The organism is Streptomyces sp. NPDC001858 (genome assembly GCF_053594615.1).
The window spans coordinates 1-16,592 of sequence record NZ_JBSFEV010000055.1; the positions used below are offsets into that span (position 1 = coordinate 1).

Genomic DNA, 16,592 nt, shown 5'->3' on the forward strand with positions numbered 1-16,592 from the left:
TGGTCGCTCCCCCACTCTCGGCTGCGCTCGAGCGGGGGGACCCCCATCGCGGCGGAGCCGCAGATGTCAGCGCCCCGCGCCCCTTCGGGGCGCTGCCGACCTTGCCCGACCCGCTTACGCGACGACGTCCCAGCCCAGTTCCGTGTACAGCCGTCCCTCCCGGATCCCGGCGATCGCCGCCCGCGCGTACGGCACCATCGGCTCCGGGAGGGCGTCCAGCGGCCACCAGTCCCAGCCCAGGCATCTGTCCGGCTCCAGCAGTTGCGGCTCGCCCCGCACGCGCCGGGCGCGGAAGACGAGCTGCAGCCTCGGCTGGGCGTCGGGCGCGTCCACGACATGCACGACGTGCGCCAGCTCGACGTCCGCCGCCTCGATCTCCAGGCCGGCCTCCTCCCGGGCCTCGCGGACGAGACAGGCGACGGCGGACTCCTGCTCGCAGTGACCGGCCAGGAAGTGGTGGCGCCCGGGAGCGAAGGGCGAGTCGGGGTGGCGCAGCCCGAGGAGGATCTTGCCGTCCCGCTCCAGGTAGAGGTGGACGCCGACGACGTTGAGGACGCTCTGCCGGGCGGACGGCTGCGGCGCGGGAACGACCGGCGCGGCCTGGTGCCGGGCGAGGACCTCGGCGGCGCCCGGCGCCATCGTCAGGTGCGCGGTGGTCGCCGCGTCGAAGAAGGCGAACATGATGCCTTCGGTGACGGGGAGCCGCGAGGGGTCGCCGTCCCAGCCGCCGATGAACACCTGGATGCCGTCGACGACCGTGTACCGGGTCAGCCCGTCCAGGACGAGCCCGGTCTCCTCCAGCAGCTCGCGCGCGATGGCCTCCTCGGGCGTCTCGTCCCCCTCGCGGGCGCCGCCGGGCAGCGACCAGGTGCCCGGATCGCAGATCGGCTTGTGCGCGTCGCGCAGATGGAGGAGGTACTGACCACGCCGGTTGACCAGCAGCGCGGCTGTGTCACGGGGTTCGGGCTGAAGTTCCGGAGCGACGGCCATGAGGTCCCTTCGGGTCCGACACGTGTGTGTTTCACCGTACTTGAGCGGCCCGTCCCGGTCGTGCCGTTCCGCCGGCCCCGACCTCCTCTGGCCGACCTTGATCGGCTCGTGTTACCAAGAGGCATGGCTGCACACGAGGGAAACGACGCACGCGACGCACGCGACGGACAGGAGAAGGGCCGCGCGTACGACGTCGTCATCGTCGGCGGCGGGCACAACGGGCTGGTCGCCGCCGCCTATCTGGCCCGGGCCGGCCGGTCCGTGCTGGTGCTGGAACGGCTGGACCACACCGGGGGCGCCGCCGTCTCCACCAGCCCGTTCGCCGGGGTGGACGCCCGGCTGTCCCGCTACTCGTACCTGGTCAGCCTGCTCCCGCAGAAGATCGTGCGGGACCTGGGGCTGAGCTTCCGCGTCCAGGGCCGCACCATCTCCTCCTACACCCCCGTGGAGCGCGGCGGACGGCCCACCGGACTGCTTGTCGGCGGCGGCGAGGAACGCACCCGCGAGGCGTTCGCACGGCTGACCGGCGGCGCTCGCGAGTACGCGGCCTGGGAGCGGTTCTACGGCATGACCGGGCGCGTCGCCCGGCGGGTCTTCCCCACGCTCACCGAACCGCTGCCCACCCGGGAGGAACTGCGCCGCCGCGTCGACGACGAAGAGGCCTGGCGGACCCTCTTCGAGGAGCCGATCGGCGTCGCCGTCGAGGAGCGCTTCGCGGACGACCTGGTGCGCGGCGTGGTCCTGACCGACGCGCTCATCGGCACCTTCGCCGACGCCCACGACGCCTCGCTCCGGCAGAACCGCTGCTTCCTCTACCACGTGATCGGCGGCGGCACCGGCGCCTGGGACGTCCCCGTCGGCGGCATGGGCGCGCTCACCGACGCCCTCGCCGCCGCGGCCCGCGGCGCGGGCGCCGTCCTCGCCACCGGGCACGAGGCCGTGCGGATCGACACGGACGGCCGTACCGCGGAGGTCGCCTACCGCACCGCCGACGGCGAGGGCGTCGCCGTCGCCCGGCACGTGCTGGTGAACGCCTCCCCGCAGGCCCTCGCCGCGCTCACCGGCGACGCGCCGCCCACCCCCGCCGAGGGCGCCCAGCTCAAGGTCAACATGCTGCTCACGCGGCTGCCCAGGCTGCGGGACACCGCCGTCGACCCGCGCGAGGCCTTCGCCGGCACCTTCCACATCGCCGAGGGCTACGAGCAGCTCGCCACTGCCCACGCCCAGGCGGCCGCCGGCGAACTGCCCGCCGCCCCGCCCTCCGAGATCTACTGCCACTCCCTGACCGACCCGACCATCCTCGGCCCCGACCTCGTCGCACAGGGCTATCAGACGCTGACCCTGTTCGGCCTGCACACGCCCGCCCGGCTCTTCGAACGGGACAACGACGCCGTGCGCGAGGAACTCCTCGCGGCCACCCTCGCCCAGCTCGACGCCCACCTCGCCGAACCGATCGCCGACTGTCTGGCGACGGACGCGGACGGGCGCCCGTGCATCGAGGCGAAGACCCCGCTGGATCTGGAGAGAGACCTCCGGCTGCCCGGCGGCAACATCTTTCACCGGGACCTGTCCTGGCCGTACGTCCAGGAGGGTACGGACCGTTGGGGCGTGGCGACCCGGCACCCGAACGTGCTGCTGTGCGGGGCGGGCGCGGTGCGTGGGGGCGGGGTCAGCGGGGTGCCGGGGCACAACGCGGCCATGGCGGTGCTGGGGGAGGGCTCGTGAGCTCCGGCGATCAATCGGCCGACGCTGTCCAGCCGACCGCCGCCAGCCGCGCGGCGTCTGCCGGGCGGGCCTCGTCGAACAGGACGTCGTCGGCGCTCTCCACGCGCAGGCCGTCGACGTACGCCCCGCGGCCCACGTACAGCCGGTCCGTCGTACAGCGCCAGCGCAGGGCCAGTTGGCGGTGGGGCGGAAGGCTCGCCGTCAGCCGGTGCCAGACGCGGCCCGACCAGCCGGTGACCGTTCCCGCGGGATGGTCCGCGTCGGGGCGGGTCGTCGTGAAGGGGAGCGGCTGCCAGGTGGCGCCGCCGTCCGTCGTGGCCTCCAGCGCGAGGACGTCCGCCTGGGGCTCGGTGTCCCACCACAGGGAACAGCGCAGCCGTGCGTGGCCGGAGGTCGTGTCGAGCGCCGGGAGCGTCAGGGTGGCGGTCGTGAGGGTCGCCATGCCGGAGAACCAGGCGGTACGGCCGTGTTGTGGCCGCACGGGGACGGCCCGGGCCAGATGGTTCGCGGCGGCCACCCGGGGCGCTGAGCCGGATCGCCAACTCCGCACCGGGTGCACCGAGTTGCCCAGCACGATCAGGAAGGAGTCGGTCGTGGGGTCGATGACCATCGAGGTGCCGGTGAAGCCGGTGTGTCCGGCGGTGCGCGGGGTGGCCATCGCGCCCATGTACCAGTGCTGGTAGAGCTCGAAGCCGAGGCCGTGCTCGTCGCCGGGGAAGGCGGTGTTGAAGTCGGTGAACATCAGGTCCACCGACTCGGGCCGCAGGATGCGGGCTCGGCCGTACGCGCCGCCGTTGAGCAGGGTCCGGCACAGTACCGCCAGATCCCAGGCGTCGGAGAACACCCCGGCGTGGCCCGCGACCCCGCCCAGACTGAAGGCGTTCTCGTCGTGCACCTCACCCCAGACGAGTCCGCGATCCAAGCCGGACCAGGGCATGCGGGCGTCCTCCGTGGCGGCGATCCGAGGCTTCCAGGAGGCGGGCGGGTTGTAGCGGGTGCTGCGCATGCCGAGCGGCGCGGTGATCTCGTCGTGGAGGAGGGTGTCCAGCGTGCGGCCGGTGATCTTCTCCAGGACCAGCTGGAGCGAGATCAGGTTCAGGTCGGAGTAGAGGTATTTGGCGCCCGGCGGGTTGAGGGGCGCCTCGTTCCAGATGAGTCGCAGCTTCTCGTCGTACGACGGCGCGTTGTAGAGCGGTATCCACGCACGGAACCCCGAGGTGTGCGTGAGCAGTTGGCGGACCGTGACGTCCTGCTTGCCCGCGCCGGCGAACTCCGGCAGGTACGAGGCGACCTTGCCCTCCAGCTCCAGCGCGCCCCGCTCGATCTGCTGCACGGCGAGGATCGCCGTGAACAGCTTGGACATCGAGGCCAGGTCGAAGACGGTGTCGTCGGCCATGGCGATCTGGTCGGCGGCCGGGAACTCGACGCCGGTGTCGGTCTTCTCGTCGTACGCCGAGTAGCGCACCGCCGAGCCGATGGGCTGGTGCAGGGCCACCGTTGCGCCGCGTCCGGCGAGGAGGACGGCGCCCGCGTACCAGGGGTGCTTGGGGGAGGGGCCGAGGAACGCCTCGGCGTCGGTGACCAGTTGGCGGAGGTGGGCGGGGAGGAGGCCGGCCCGCTCGGGTGAGCCATGGCGGAGGGTGGGGGTTCCCTGACCGGCTGCTGCCTCTTGGGCGGCAGCCGCAGCCGCGGGGCCCGCGGGGAACGGCGCGATGACGAGTGCGCCCCCGAGTGCCAGGGCTCCTCGGGTGAGTTGACGGCGGGTCAGTCCGGTGGACAGCTTGTCGATCATGATAAAACTCTAACCCCCGACCAGATCTGACGGAGCATCAGAAAAGCCCTTCCGTCCTCCGCAGGACTGCGGCATCCTGCGCCCATGCAGACGGAGCTGAGCACACAACTGGGAGTCGAGCACGCCGTCTTCGGCTTCACGCCGTTCCCCGCCGTCGCCGCGGCCATCAGCCGCGCAGGCGGCTTCGGCGTGCTCGGCGCGGTCCGTTACACGGCCCCCGACGACCTCAAACGCGACCTCGACTGGATCGAGGCCCACGTCGACGGCAAGCCGTACGGACTCGACGTCGTCATGCCCGCCAAGAAGGTCGAGGGCGTCAGCGAGGCCGACGTCGAGGCGATGATTCCCGAGGGGCACCGGCAGTTCGTGCGGGACACCCTCGCCAAGTACGGGGTGCCCGAGCTGGCCGAGGGCGAGGCCTCCGGGTGGCGGATCACCGGCTGGATGGAACAGGTGGCCCGCAGCCAGCTCGACGTGGCCTTCGACTATCCGATCCGGCTGCTGGCCAACGCGCTCGGCTCGCCGCCCGCCGACATCGTCGCCCGCGCCCACGACAGGGACGTCCTCGTCGCCGCGCTCGCCGGGAGCGCCCGGCACGCCCGCAAGCACGCGGAGGCGGGCATCGACATCGTGGTGGCGCAGGGCTACGAGGCCGGCGGCCACACCGGTGAGATCGCCTCCATGGTCCTCACCCCCGAGGCCGTCGACGCCGTCGCCCCGCTGCCCGTCCTCGCGGCCGGCGGCATCGGCAGCGGACGGCAGATCGCCGCCGCCCTCGCGCTCGGCGCCCAGGGCGTATGGCTCGGCTCCCTGTGGCTGACCACCGCCGAGGCCGACCTGCACTCGCCCGCCCTCACCCGCAAGCTGCTCGAGGCCGGCTCCGGCGACACCGTCCGCTCCCGCGCCCTCACCGGGAAGCCCGCCCGCCAGCTGCGCACCGAATGGACCGACGCCTGGGACGCCGCCGACGGACCCGGCACCCTCCCCATGCCCCTGCAGGGCCTGCTGGTCGCCGAGGCCGTCTCGCGCATCCAGAAGTACGAGGTCGACCCCCTGCTCGGAACGCCCGTCGGGCAGATCGTCGGCCGGATGAACGAGGTCCGCACCGTCCAGGCGGTCTTCGACGACCTCACCCGCGGCTTCGAACAAGCCGTGGACCGCATCAACCGCATCGCAGGAAGGAGCGGCCAGTGACCACCCCGAACACACCCCCCGCAGGCTTCTGGGCCCAGGCTGCCGCCGACCCCGACCGTACGGTCCTGGTCGCCCCCGACGGCGAGGAGTGGACGGCGGGGCGGCTGCACGCCGCCGCCAACCGACTCGTGCACGGGCTGCGCGCCGCCGGTCTGGAACGCGGCGACGCCTTCGCCGTCGTCCTGCCCAACTCGGTGGAGTTCTTCACCGCCCATCTCGCCGCCACCCAGGCCGGGTTCTACCTCGTCCCCGTCAACCACCACCTGGTCGGCCCCGAGATCGCCTGGATCGTCTCCGACTCCGGGTCCAAGGTCCTGCTCGCCCACGAGCGGTTCGCCGAGCAGGCCCGCCGGGCCGCCGACGAGGCCGGCCTGCCCGCCGCCGGCCGGTACGCCGTCGGCGAGATCGAGGGCTTCCGGCCGTACGCCGAACTCCTCGACGGACAGCCGGAGTCGGCGCCCGCCGACCGCACCCTCGGCTGGGTCATGAACTACACCTCCGGTACGACGGGCCGCCCGCGCGGCATCCGGCGCCCGCTCACCGGCAAGCTGCCGGAGGAGGCGTATCTCGGCGGCTTCCTCGGCATCTTCGGCGTCCGCGCGTTCGACGACAACGTCCACCTGGTCTGCTCGCCGCTCTACCACACGGCCGTCCTCCAGTTCGCGGGCGCGTCCCTGCACATCGGGCACCGGCTGGTCCTCATGGACAAGTGGACGCCCGAGGAGATGCTCCGGCTGATCGACCGGGAGAAGTGCACCCACACCCATATGGTCCCGACCCAGTTCCACCGGCTGCTCGCCCTCCCCGAGACCACCCGCCGGGCCTACGACGTGTCGTCCATGCGGCACGCGATCCACGGGGCCGCGCCCTGCCCGGACCATGTGAAGCGGGCGATGATCGACTGGTGGGGCGCCTGCGTGGAGGAGTACTACGCGGCCAGCGAGGGCGGCGGCGCGTTCGCCACCGCGGAGGACTGGCTCAAGAAGCCCGGCACGGTCGGAAAGGCCTGGCCCATCAGCGAGCTGGCCGTCTTCGACGACGACGGCGAGCGGCTGCCGCCCGGCGAACTCGGCACCGTCTACATGAAGATGACGACCGGCGGCTTCGCCTACCACAAGGACGAGGACAAGACGAAGAAGAACCGCATCGGCGACTTCTTCACCGTCGGCGACCTCGGCGTGCTCGACGAGGAAGGCTATCTGTTCCTGCGCGACCGCAAGATCGACCTGATCATCTCGGGCGGCGTCAACATCTACCCCGCGGAGATCGAGTCCGAGTTGCTCGCCCACCCCGCGGTCGCCGACGCCGCCGCCTTCGGCATTCCGCACGACGACTGGGGCGAGCAGGTCAAGGCCGTCGTCGAACCCGCCCCCGGCCACGAGCCGGGCCCGGAGCTCGCCGCCGCGCTGCTCGCCCACTGCGCCGACCGGCTCGCCGGGTACAAGCGCCCCAAGAGCATCGACTTCATCGCCGAGATGCCCCGCGACCCCAACGGCAAGCTGTACAAGCGGCGGTTGCGCGAGCCGTACTGGGAGGGCCGGACCCGGCCGGTGTGACCGAGGCCGCCCCGCCACGGTCTCCGCTAACCTGGTGGAGACCGTGCTGATTTGACGTCACGTCAGGCATTCGGGGGCGGGCCAGGTGAGGGCGACCGGCGCACAGGGGACGGCGGAGCGGGCCTGGGCATGGGCGGCCCGGCTGCCGCCGGCCGCGGTCGACGTCCTGCCGGCCGTCGCCGCGCTGGCGGCCATGGCGGCGGTCCGTCTCGGGTCCGCGCCGGAGCCCGGCGGCCCGCTGCCGGTCGCCCTGGCCCTGGCCGTCGTGATCGCCGCAAGCCTGGCCGCGCGCCGCCGATGGCCGTTCACGGCCTACGCGGTCGGGACGGCGGGACTCGCCGTCGAGGCGCTGTGGCTGGGCTCCGGCTCGCTGACCGCGTTCGCGAACCTCTTCGGCGTGTACTCCCTCGGCCTCTACGCGACCCCCGGCAGGGCCGTGCTCGGCACCCTGCTCGTGCCGCCCGGCGTCCTCGCCCACTTCGCGTCCGAGGACGCGAGCGCGGCCGTCCCCGTCGCCGTCGTCTTCGTATGGCTGCTGGTGTGGGCGGTGGGATACGGCACGGCCCGCAGGCATCGCGAGACGGAGCAGCGGCGGTCCCTGGCCCGCCGGGAGGCCGTCCTCGGCGAACGGGTGCGGATCGCGCGCGAACTGCACGACATCGTCGGCCACTCCGTCAACGCCATGCTGGTCCAGGCGGGCGCCGGCCGGATGGTGCTCGCCACCGAGCCGGAGCGCACCCGTGAGCTGCTGCTCAGCGTCGAGCGCACCGGCCGCGACGCCCTCGCCGAACTCGACCGCCTGCTCGGCGTCCTGCGCGCCGAGGACCCGGCGGACCCGGCCGAGGACGGCGGCGAGGGCGACGCCGAGGACCCGGCCGGTCTCGACCGGCTGGTGCGGCCGATGGCCGACGCGGGCCTCGCGGTCCGGCTCCGCGTCGCACCCGACCTGCGTGACCTGCCGCCGGACGTGCGCTCGTCCGTCCACCGGATCGTGCAGGAGGCGCTGACCAACGCACTGCGGCACGGCCGGGCCCGCAGCGCCGAGGTCACCGTCCGCCGACAGGAGGACGCCGACGGGCGCAGCCTGCTCGTGCGCGTCGTCGACGAGGGCGCCGGACCGGCCCCGCACTATCGGCCGGGCCGCGGGCTGCGCGGGATCGGCGAACGGGCCGCCGCCCTCGGCGGGCACGTCGAGCACGGCACCGCGGCCGGCGGCGGCTTCGCCCTGAGCGTCGCGCTGCGGCTGCGATGACCGTCCGCGTCGTGCTCGCCGACGACGACCCCCTGCTCAGGGTGGGGGTCGCGGTGGTGCTCGGCGCGGCCGGGATGGAGGTCGTCGGCGAGGCGGGCGACGGGGTGCGGGCCGTGGAACTGTGCCGGGCGCTCGCCCCGGACATCGTCCTGATGGACGTCCGGATGCCCGGCTACGACGGCATCGAGGCCACCGCCCGGATCGTGGACGCCGGTCTGCCGACCCGGGTGCTCGTCCTGACCACGTTCCCCGACGACGCGTACGTGTGGCGGGCCCTGCGCGCGGGCGCGCACGGCTTCCTGCTCAAGCGTGCCTCACCCGAACGGCTCGTGGACGCCGTCCGCACGGTGGCCGGCGGGGAGAGCCTGCTGGACCCGGCGGTCACCCGGCCGCTCGTGGACCGCCTGGTCACCGACGAGCGCGCGCCGCGCCATCCGGCCGGCGCACCGGAGCGGGACCGGCTGCGGCATCTGACCTCCCGGGAACGGCAGATCCTGGGCCTGGTCGCCGAAGGCCTGTCGAACGCCGAACTCGCCGGGCGGCTGGGCATCGCCGAGTCCACGGTGAAGACCCATGTCAAGCGGATCCTGCACAAGATCGGCGCCCGGGACCGGGCGGGCGCCGTCGTGATCGCCTTCCGCGGCGGACTCGCCTGACGGCGTGTCGTACCCCCGTGGGGGTACGACAGCCCACCCCACCGGAGGGACGCCCCGCACCCTGCCCCGCCCTACCGTCGGCACGCGGAGTGCGAGACGACGACGGGGGTGCGCGCATGAGCGTTCTGGGCGGGTTCGCGGGCGAGGTGTGGCGTGCGGTGCGCCCCGTCGACCGCTACCAGCGGCTGCTGTGGTGGTGCGGCACCGCGCTGGTGGCCTCCGGCTTCGTGCACGGCGTGGTCGCCGTGATCGACTTCGCGCCCTGGTGGGGGCCGGTCTCCTGGCGCAAGCCCGTCGTGTTCGGCGTCTCCTTCGGCCTGATGGTGTGGGCCGTGGTCTGGATCATGCGGCAACTGCCCGCCCGCTGGTGGGCGCGGATCCCGGCGGGCCTGGTCGTCTTCAGCTCGGTCGCCGAGGCCGTGCTCATCACGGCGCAGCGCTGGCGCGGGACCGCCTCCCACTTCAACCAGGCCACCGACACCGACTCGGCGGTCTGGTCGGTCATCGGCACGCTCACCCTGCCGCTGATCCTCGGCGTGGTCCTGCTGCTCGTGGCCGCGCTCGTCCGCTTCGACGGCGCCGCCGCGTCCCGGATCGCGGTGCTTGTGGGACTGACCGCCGTACTGGCGGCCGGAGCCATCGGACAGAAGATGGCCGCCATCGGCGAGCAGGCGTTCGACGACACCGGACAGGTGCCGTACGAGGTGCTCTTCGGGGCTGCGGGCAGTGCCAAACTCGCCCACGCCGTCGGTCTGCACGGCCTCCAGGCCCTCGCCCTGCTGGCCGTCCTGTGCGAGGCGGGCCGGCTGAGCGCCCGTGCGGCGGGCACGGTCGTGGGCGTGGCGGCGCTCGGGTACACGGCCGCGTTCGGCGCGATCACCGCCACGGCCTACGCCGGGCGCGCGCCGCTGCACCCCACCCCCGTGATGGGGTTGCTGCTGGGAGCCGGGCTCCTGACCATGGCGGCGGCCACCTTCGTCGCGGTCACCCGGGCCACCCCGAAACGCCCGGCTCGAGCGCGCACCCCCGTGGCAGGTGGGGTGCCGTGATCCCGGCGTCCGCCCGGGCGACTTGACCCGCCCCCGCCCTCGCCCGAGGATCATGAGTCATGACGCCCGGACCCGGCAGTACCACCGTCGACGGGGTGCTGCGGCGCAGCGCCCGCCGCACCCCGGCCCGCGTCGCGGTCGAGTACCGCGACCGCACCTGGACCTACGAGGAACTCGACGAGGCCGTCTCGCGCGCGGCGAGCGTCCTGCTCGGCCAGGGGCTCGCCCCCGGCGACCGGGTGGGCGCCTACGGCCACAACTCCGACGCCTACCTCATCGCGTTCCTCGCCTGCGCCCGCGCGGGCCTGGTCCACGTCCCGGTCAACCAGAACCTCACCGGCGACGACCTGGCCTACATCGTCGGCCAGTCGGGCAGCGCGCTCGTCCTCGCCGACCCGGATCTCGCCGCGCGACTCCCGGACGACGTACGCACGTTGCCCCTGCGCGACGCCGACGACTCGCTCCTCGCCCGGCTCGCCGACACCGAGCCCTACGACGGCCCCGGGCCGCGCACCGAGGATCTGGCGCAGCTGCTCTACACCTCCGGCACGACGGCCCTGCCCAAGGGCGCGATGATGACCCACCGCGCGCTGGTGCACGAGTACCTGAGCGCGATCGCAGCCCTCGACCTGAGCGCCGGGGACCGTCCCGCGCACTCGCTCCCGCTCTACCACTCGGCGCAGCTGCACGTGTTCCTGCTGCCGTACCTCGCGGTCGGCGCGACGAACCTCATCCTCGACGCCCCCGACGGGGATCAGCTCTTCGACCTCGTCGAGGCGGACCGCGTCGACAGCCTCTTCGCCCCGCCCACCGTCTGGATCGCCCTCGCGGGCCGCCCCGACTTCGCTACCCGTGACCTGAGCGGGCTGCGCAAGGCGTACTACGGGGCCTCGATCATGCCGGTGCCGGTCCTGGAGCGCCTGCGCGAACGGCTCCCCAAGCTCGGTTTCTACAACTGCTTCGGCCAGAGCGAGATCGGCCCGCTCGCCACCGTCCTCGCCCCCGAAGAGCACAAGGGCCGGCTGGACTCCTGTGGCCGCACGGTCCTGTTCGTGGACGCCCGCGTCGTCGACGAGAACGGCCAGGACGTCCCCGACGGGACGCCCGGCGAGATCGTCTACCGCTCCCCGCAGCTGTGCGAGGGCTACTGGGACAAGCCCGAGGAGACCGCCGAGGCCTTCCGCGACGGCTGGTTCCACTCCGGCGACCTCGCCGTCCGCGACGCCCACGGCTACTTCACGATCGTCGACCGCGTGAAGGACGTCATCAACTCCGGTGGGGTGGTGATCGCTTCACGACAGGTCGAGGACGCCCTCTACACCCACGAGGGCGTCGCCGAGGCCGCGGTGATCGGCCTGCCCGACGAGAAGTGGATCGAGGCGGTCACGGCGGTCGTCGTCCCGCGCGGCGAGGTCACCGAGGACGAGCTCATCGCCCACACCCGCGACCGGCTCACCCCCTTCAAGGCCCCGAAGCGGGTGCTCTTCGTGGACGAACTCCCGCGCAACGCCAGCGGCAAGATCCTGAAGCGGGAGCTGCGGGACCGCTTCGGGTCATGACGCACCTCATGACCCGCCCGGTCAGTCCCGCGGGCGCAGATCCACGATCCGCCTGATCTTCCCCACGGACCGCTCCAGCGACTCCGGGTCGACGATCTCGACGTCGACGGACACGCCGATGCCGTCCTTCACGGCCGCCGCGACGGCGAGCGCCGCCGCCTCCCGGTCCGCGGGGGTGGCGTCGGCCCGGGCCTCCGCGCGGACCGTGAGGGCGTCCAGGCGGCCCTCGCGGGTCAGCCGGAGCTGGAAGTGGGGCGCCACGGCCGGGGTGCGCAGCACGATCTCCTCGATCTGGGTGGGGAAGAGGTTCACCCCGCGCAGGATGACCAGGTCGTCGCTGCGCCCGGTCACCTTCCGCATCCGCCGGAAGACCCGTGCAGTGCCCGGCAGCAGCCGGGTCAGGTCGCGGGTGCGGTAGCGGACCACCGGCATGGCCTCCTTGGTGAGCGAGGTGAACACCAACTCGCCCTCCGCGCCCTCCGGCAGGACCTCGCCGGTGACCGGGTCGACCACCTCCGGATAGAAGTGGTCCTCCCAGATGTGCAGCCCGTCCTTCGTCTCCACGCACTCCTGCGCGACCCCCGGGCCGATCACCTCCGACAGCCCGTATATGTCGACGGCGTCGATGGCGAACCGCTCCTCGATCTCCTGGCGCATCCGCTCCGTCCACGGCTCCGCGCCGAAGATCCCCACCCGCAGCGAGGTGGAGCGCGGGTCGACGCCCTGCCGCTCGAACTCGTCGAGCAGCGTGAGCATGTAGGACGGGGTCACCATGATGATCCGCGGCCGGAGGTCCTGGATCAGCTGGACCTGACGGGACGTCATGCCGCCGGACGCGGGGATCACCGTGCAGCCGAGGCGTTCGGCGCCGTAGTGGGCGCCGAGGCCGCCGGTGAACAGGCCGTAGCCGTAGGCCACATGGACCGTGTCGCCGGGCCGGCCGCCCGCGGCGCGGATCGAACGGGCCACCATGTCCGCCCACATGGACAGATCGGCCTCCGTGTAGCCGACGACCGTGGGCCGGCCGGTGGTGCCGCTGGAGGCGTGGATCCGGCGGATACGGTCCCGGGGGACGGCGAACATCCCGTACGGGTAGTGCGCGCGCAGGTCCGCCTTGGCGGTGAAGGGGAACCGGGACAGATCGGACAGACTGCGGCAGTCGTCGGGGTGGACCCCCGCCTTGTCGAAGGAGTCCCGGTAGAAGGGCACGCGTGTGTACGCGTGCCGCAGCGAGGCCCGCAGCCGCTCCAGTTGCAGGGCGCGCAGCGCGTCCTCGTCGAGGCGCTCGCCCTCGTCCAGCAGGTCCCGCGCGTCCGTCATGAACCCCTCACTCCCTTGCCAGAACCTCACCAAAGCGGGCGACCGATCATTCGGTCGAGGTGTTCGTGATCGTAATCCAGGCCAAGGGGAGTCGAGCAAGAGGGCGGTCAGGATTTCGGTTGCGGCCCGGCGGGCCCCGCCGACCCGGCCGGCTACCGCTGCGACCGGCAGCCTGAGCGGGTGGGGCGAAGTCGGCTGCGGTTCGGCAGCGCCCTGAAGGGGCGCGGGGAACTGCGCGACCGGCCACGACGGCGCCGCAGCTGAACGACGGCACATCGCGGCGCATCCGGCGGAGCGCTCCGCCCTGCTGTACGCGGCCCGGTACCCGCACCGGGTGTCCCGGCTCGCGCTGATCACCGCGAACCCATGGGCGCTGGGCCGGACCGCCACGCCCGAGGAACGCCTGGAGGCGGCCCGGCTGCGCGCGGACGAGCCGTGGTTCGCGGCCGCGTTCCCGGCGTTCGAGGCCTGGCTGGCGGGCGGGGGCGAACCCGACTGGACCGCCGTCGCCCCCTTCTTCCACGGCCGCTGGGACGCCACCGCGCGCGCCCACGACGCCGCCGCGGACGAGCAGACCAACGCCGAGGCGGAGGGCGTCTTCCTGCACCCGGACGCCTTCGACCCACCCGCCCTGCGCAGCGCCCTCGCCGAGGTCGCCGCCCCGGTCCTGGTGCTCGCTGGCGGGGCGGACGGCGGGCCCCGCCCCGAGGCCGCCCGGCTCGTCGCCGACGCCTTCCCGCATGCCGAACTCGCCGTGCAGCCCGGCGCCGGGCACTATCCGTGGCTGGACGACCCGGAATGGTTCGTCCGCCGGCTCGTCGCCTTCCTGGGGGCGGATCAGCCGTTCTCCGCCTCCGCCACTTCCCGCGCCCACCGGTAGTCCGCCTTCCCGCTCGGCGAGCGGCGGATGGACTCCGTCAGCACCAGCTGACGCGGGATCTTGTACCCGGCGAGCCGGGTGCGGCAGTGCGTCTGGATCTCCGCCAGGGACGGCAGCGGAGCGCCCCGGCGTACCTGTACCACCGCCGCCACATGGCTGCCCCAGTTCGGGTCGGGCACCCCCGCCACCAGGGCGTCGTACACGTCCGGATGCGACTTCAGCGCCTGCTCGACCTCCTCCGGGTACACCTTCTCGCCCCCGGTGTTGATGCACTGCGAGCCCCGCCCGAGGACGACGACCACGCCGTCCTCGTCCACCGTCGCCATGTCGCCGAGCAGCACCCAGCGCTCGCCGTCCTTCTCGAAGAAGGTCTCGGCCGTTTTCACCGGGTCGTTGTAGTAGCCGAGGGGCACATGGCCGTGCTGGGCGACGCGCCCGACTTCACCCGGCGCGATCGGCTCGTGCGTCGCCGGATCGATGACCTGGGTACGGGAGTTGACCCGGACGCGGAAGCCGCGCTCGGGCCCCGAGTCCTCCGTGGCCGTGCCGTTGAAGCCGGACTCCGAGGACCCGAAGTTGTTCAGCAGCATCGCGTTCGGCAGCAGCGCCCGGAACTGACGGCGGACCGTGTCCGACATGATCGCCCCGGACGTGGACACGCTGAACACCGACGAGCAGTCCGTGTCCTTCATCGGGCCTTCGAGCGCGTCGATCAGGGGCCGCAGCATCGCGTCGCCCACCAGGGAGATGCTGGTGACCTTCTCCTTCTCGATCGTCCGCAGCACTTCCTCCGGCACGAACTTGCGGTGGACGACGACGCGTTGACCGAAGTTGAAGCCGATGAAGGCGGTGAGGGTGGAGGTGCCGTGCATCAGCGGGGGAGTGGGGAAGAAGGTGATCCCGGTACCGCCCGCCGCGACCCGCTCGGCGATCTCCTCCGGCTTCTTCACCGGCTCACCCGTGGGCGCGCCGCCGCCCAACCCCGAAAAGAACAAGTCCTCCTGACGCCACATCACACCCTTGGGCATACCGGTCGTGCCGCCCGTGTAGATGATGAACTGGTCGTCGCCCGAACGGGCCGGGAAGCCGCGCTCGGGAGAGCCGGCGGCCTCGGCCTCGGCGAACGAGACGATGCCCTCGCCGGCCGGGCCGACCCGGATCAGATGGCGCAGGGCGGGCGTCTGCGGCAGCGCGGCGGCCACCCGGTCGGTGAACTCCGCGTCGAAGGCGAGCGCGACGAGATCGGCGTCCCGGTAGAGGTAGACCAACTCCTCTTCCACATACCGGTAGTTCACGTTGACCGGCACGATCCGCGCCTTCAGGCAGCCCAGCGCGGTCTGGAGGTACTCGACCCCGTTGTACAGATGCAGGCCGAGATGCTCGCCGGGGCGGATCCCGCTGTCGATCAGATGGTGGCCGATCCGATTGGCGGCGGCGTCCAACTCCGCGTACGTCAGACGGCGTTCCGCGCCCGTCCCGGGATGGTCGACGTACACGAGCGCCTCTCGGTCCGCCGCCACGTCGACGACCGACTCGAACAGGTCGGCAATGTTGTACTCCACCGCTCCTCCTGACCTCGGGCGCGCGCGTTCCTGGGACGGTTCGTCGGTCATCAGAGCAAAGGGCGCGGCAACTGGGAAGGGTTCCCGCGAAGAAATCTGACTGACTGTCAGAAAACCCTTGAACTGCCATCACACCTCCTGCAACCTGTTCTCGTTCTTTCCGAGGGGAGATGTGCCATGGGCGGAACCGAACACCTCACCGTGCAGCGCGAAGGCGCCACACTCGTGCTCACGCTCAACAGGCCGGAGGCCAAGAACGCGCTCTCGATCGCCATGCTCGTCGGCCTGTACGACGGCTGGCTCGAAGCCGACGAGGACGAATCCGTCCGCTCGATCGTCTTCACCGGCGCGGGCGGCTCCTTCTGCGCCGGCATGGACCTCAAGGCCCTCGCCGGCCAGGGCATGGAGGGACAGCAGTACCGCGACCGGCTCAAGGCCGATCCCGACCTGCACTGGAAGGCGATGCTGCGCCACCACCGCCCCCGCAAACCGGTGATCGCCGCCGTCGAGGGGTACTGCGTGGCGGGCGGCACCGAGATGCTCCAGGGCACCGACATCCGCGTCGCCGGCGAATCCGCCACCTTCGGCCTCTTCGAGGTCAAACGCGGGCTGTTCCCGATCGGCGGCTCCACGGTCCGGCTGCCGCGCCAGATCCCGCGCACCCACGCCCTGGAGATGCTGCTCACCGGGCGGCCGTACAGCGCACGGGAGGCCGCGGACATCGGCCTGATCGGCCATGTCGTCCCCGACGGCACGGCGTTGGAGAAGGCGCTGGAGATCGCCGAACGGGTCAACGCCTGCGGGCCACTGGCCGTGGAGGCGGTCAAGGCCTCGGTGTACGAGGCCGCCGAGCTGACCGAGAAGGACGCGCTCGCCGCCGAACTCGTGCGGGGGTGGCCGGTGTTCGACACGGCCGACGCGAAGGAAGGGGCTCGGGCCTTCGCAGAGAAACGGACGCCTGTTTATCGGCGAACGTAGGGGTGGGTTCTCGCTGTTCGCCGACTGCCGGCCCGTTGTGGCTGGTCGCGCAGTTCCTCGCGCCCCTTGAGGCGCGCCG

Annotated in this window: 13 protein-coding genes; 9 read left to right on the top strand and 4 right to left on the bottom strand. The window is 72.6% G+C overall.

Features of this window, described 5'->3' with window-relative positions:
• Positions 1-114 precede the first annotated feature (114 nt).
• Entirely contained in the window at positions 115-990 is an 876-nt protein-coding gene (locus ACWCPF_RS41365) for an NUDIX hydrolase (RefSeq protein ID WP_451050303.1), read from the bottom strand.
• 123 nt (positions 991-1,113) lie between these two features.
• Here ACWCPF_RS41365 and ACWCPF_RS41370 point away from each other — a divergent pair, with 123 nt between their 5' ends.
• A complete protein-coding gene (locus tag ACWCPF_RS41370) occupies positions 1,114-2,715 on the top strand; it encodes a phytoene desaturase family protein (RefSeq protein ID WP_451050304.1) in 1,602 nt (533 codons plus the stop codon).
• Between the two features lie 10 nt (positions 2,716-2,725).
• Here ACWCPF_RS41370 and ACWCPF_RS41375 read toward each other — a convergent pair whose 3' ends face one another.
• Positions 2,726-4,507 (bottom strand): serine hydrolase, encoded by a 1,782-nt coding sequence (locus tag ACWCPF_RS41375; protein WP_451050305.1) that lies wholly within the window; start codon positions 4,505-4,507, stop codon positions 2,726-2,728.
• A gap of 84 nt (positions 4,508-4,591) precedes the next feature.
• Here ACWCPF_RS41375 and ACWCPF_RS41380 point away from each other — a divergent pair, with 84 nt between their 5' ends.
• The 6 genes from ACWCPF_RS41380 (at position 4,592) to ACWCPF_RS41405 (ending at position 11,773) form a co-directional block, all read left to right on the top strand.
• Positions 4,592-5,701, top strand: a complete 1,110-nt coding sequence (locus ACWCPF_RS41380; protein WP_451050306.1) for an NAD(P)H-dependent flavin oxidoreductase — start codon at positions 4,592-4,594, stop codon at positions 5,699-5,701.
• Entirely contained in the window at positions 5,698-7,257 is a 1,560-nt protein-coding gene (locus ACWCPF_RS41385) for an acyl-CoA synthetase (protein WP_451050307.1), read from the top strand. Before ACWCPF_RS41380 ends, ACWCPF_RS41385 begins: the two co-directional genes overlap by 4 nt.
• A gap of 85 nt (positions 7,258-7,342) precedes the next feature.
• On the top strand, positions 7,343-8,509 hold the full coding sequence (locus ACWCPF_RS41390; RefSeq protein WP_451050308.1) for a sensor histidine kinase: 1,167 nt from the start codon (positions 7,343-7,345) through the stop codon (positions 8,507-8,509).
• Entirely contained in the window at positions 8,506-9,165 is a 660-nt protein-coding gene (locus ACWCPF_RS41395; protein WP_451050309.1) for a response regulator, read from the top strand. Before ACWCPF_RS41390 ends, ACWCPF_RS41395 begins: the two co-directional genes overlap by 4 nt.
• A 116-nt stretch (positions 9,166-9,281) precedes the next feature.
• A complete protein-coding gene (locus ACWCPF_RS41400; protein WP_451050310.1) occupies positions 9,282-10,214 on the top strand; it encodes a hypothetical protein in 933 nt (310 codons plus the stop codon).
• Between the two features lie 59 nt (positions 10,215-10,273).
• A complete protein-coding gene (locus ACWCPF_RS41405; protein WP_451050311.1) occupies positions 10,274-11,773 on the top strand; it encodes an acyl-CoA synthetase in 1,500 nt (499 codons plus the stop codon).
• Between the two features lie 21 nt (positions 11,774-11,794).
• Here ACWCPF_RS41405 and paaK read toward each other — a convergent pair whose 3' ends face one another.
• Positions 11,795-13,093, bottom strand: coding sequence for a phenylacetate--CoA ligase PaaK (gene paaK, locus ACWCPF_RS41410; RefSeq protein ID WP_451050312.1), 1,299 nt, complete (start codon positions 13,091-13,093; stop codon positions 11,795-11,797).
• 334 nt (positions 13,094-13,427) lie between these two features.
• Between paaK and ACWCPF_RS41415 the strand changes: the two genes are divergently transcribed.
• A complete protein-coding gene (locus ACWCPF_RS41415) occupies positions 13,428-13,973 on the top strand; it encodes an alpha/beta fold hydrolase (protein ID WP_451050313.1) in 546 nt (181 codons plus the stop codon).
• On the opposite strand, the gene ACWCPF_RS41420 is transcribed toward ACWCPF_RS41415, so the two are convergent.
• Positions 13,931-15,535, bottom strand: coding sequence for an acyl-CoA synthetase (locus ACWCPF_RS41420; RefSeq protein ID WP_451050314.1), 1,605 nt, complete (start codon positions 15,533-15,535; stop codon positions 13,931-13,933). The genes ACWCPF_RS41415 and ACWCPF_RS41420 overlap by 43 nt on opposite strands.
• A gap of 177 nt (positions 15,536-15,712) precedes the next feature.
• Here ACWCPF_RS41420 and ACWCPF_RS41425 point away from each other — a divergent pair, with 177 nt between their 5' ends.
• Complete coding sequence (locus tag ACWCPF_RS41425; RefSeq protein WP_451050315.1) at positions 15,713-16,513, top strand: crotonase/enoyl-CoA hydratase family protein; 801 nt, start codon at positions 15,713-15,715, stop codon at positions 16,511-16,513.
• The last annotated feature ends 79 nt before the right edge of the window (positions 16,514-16,592 follow it).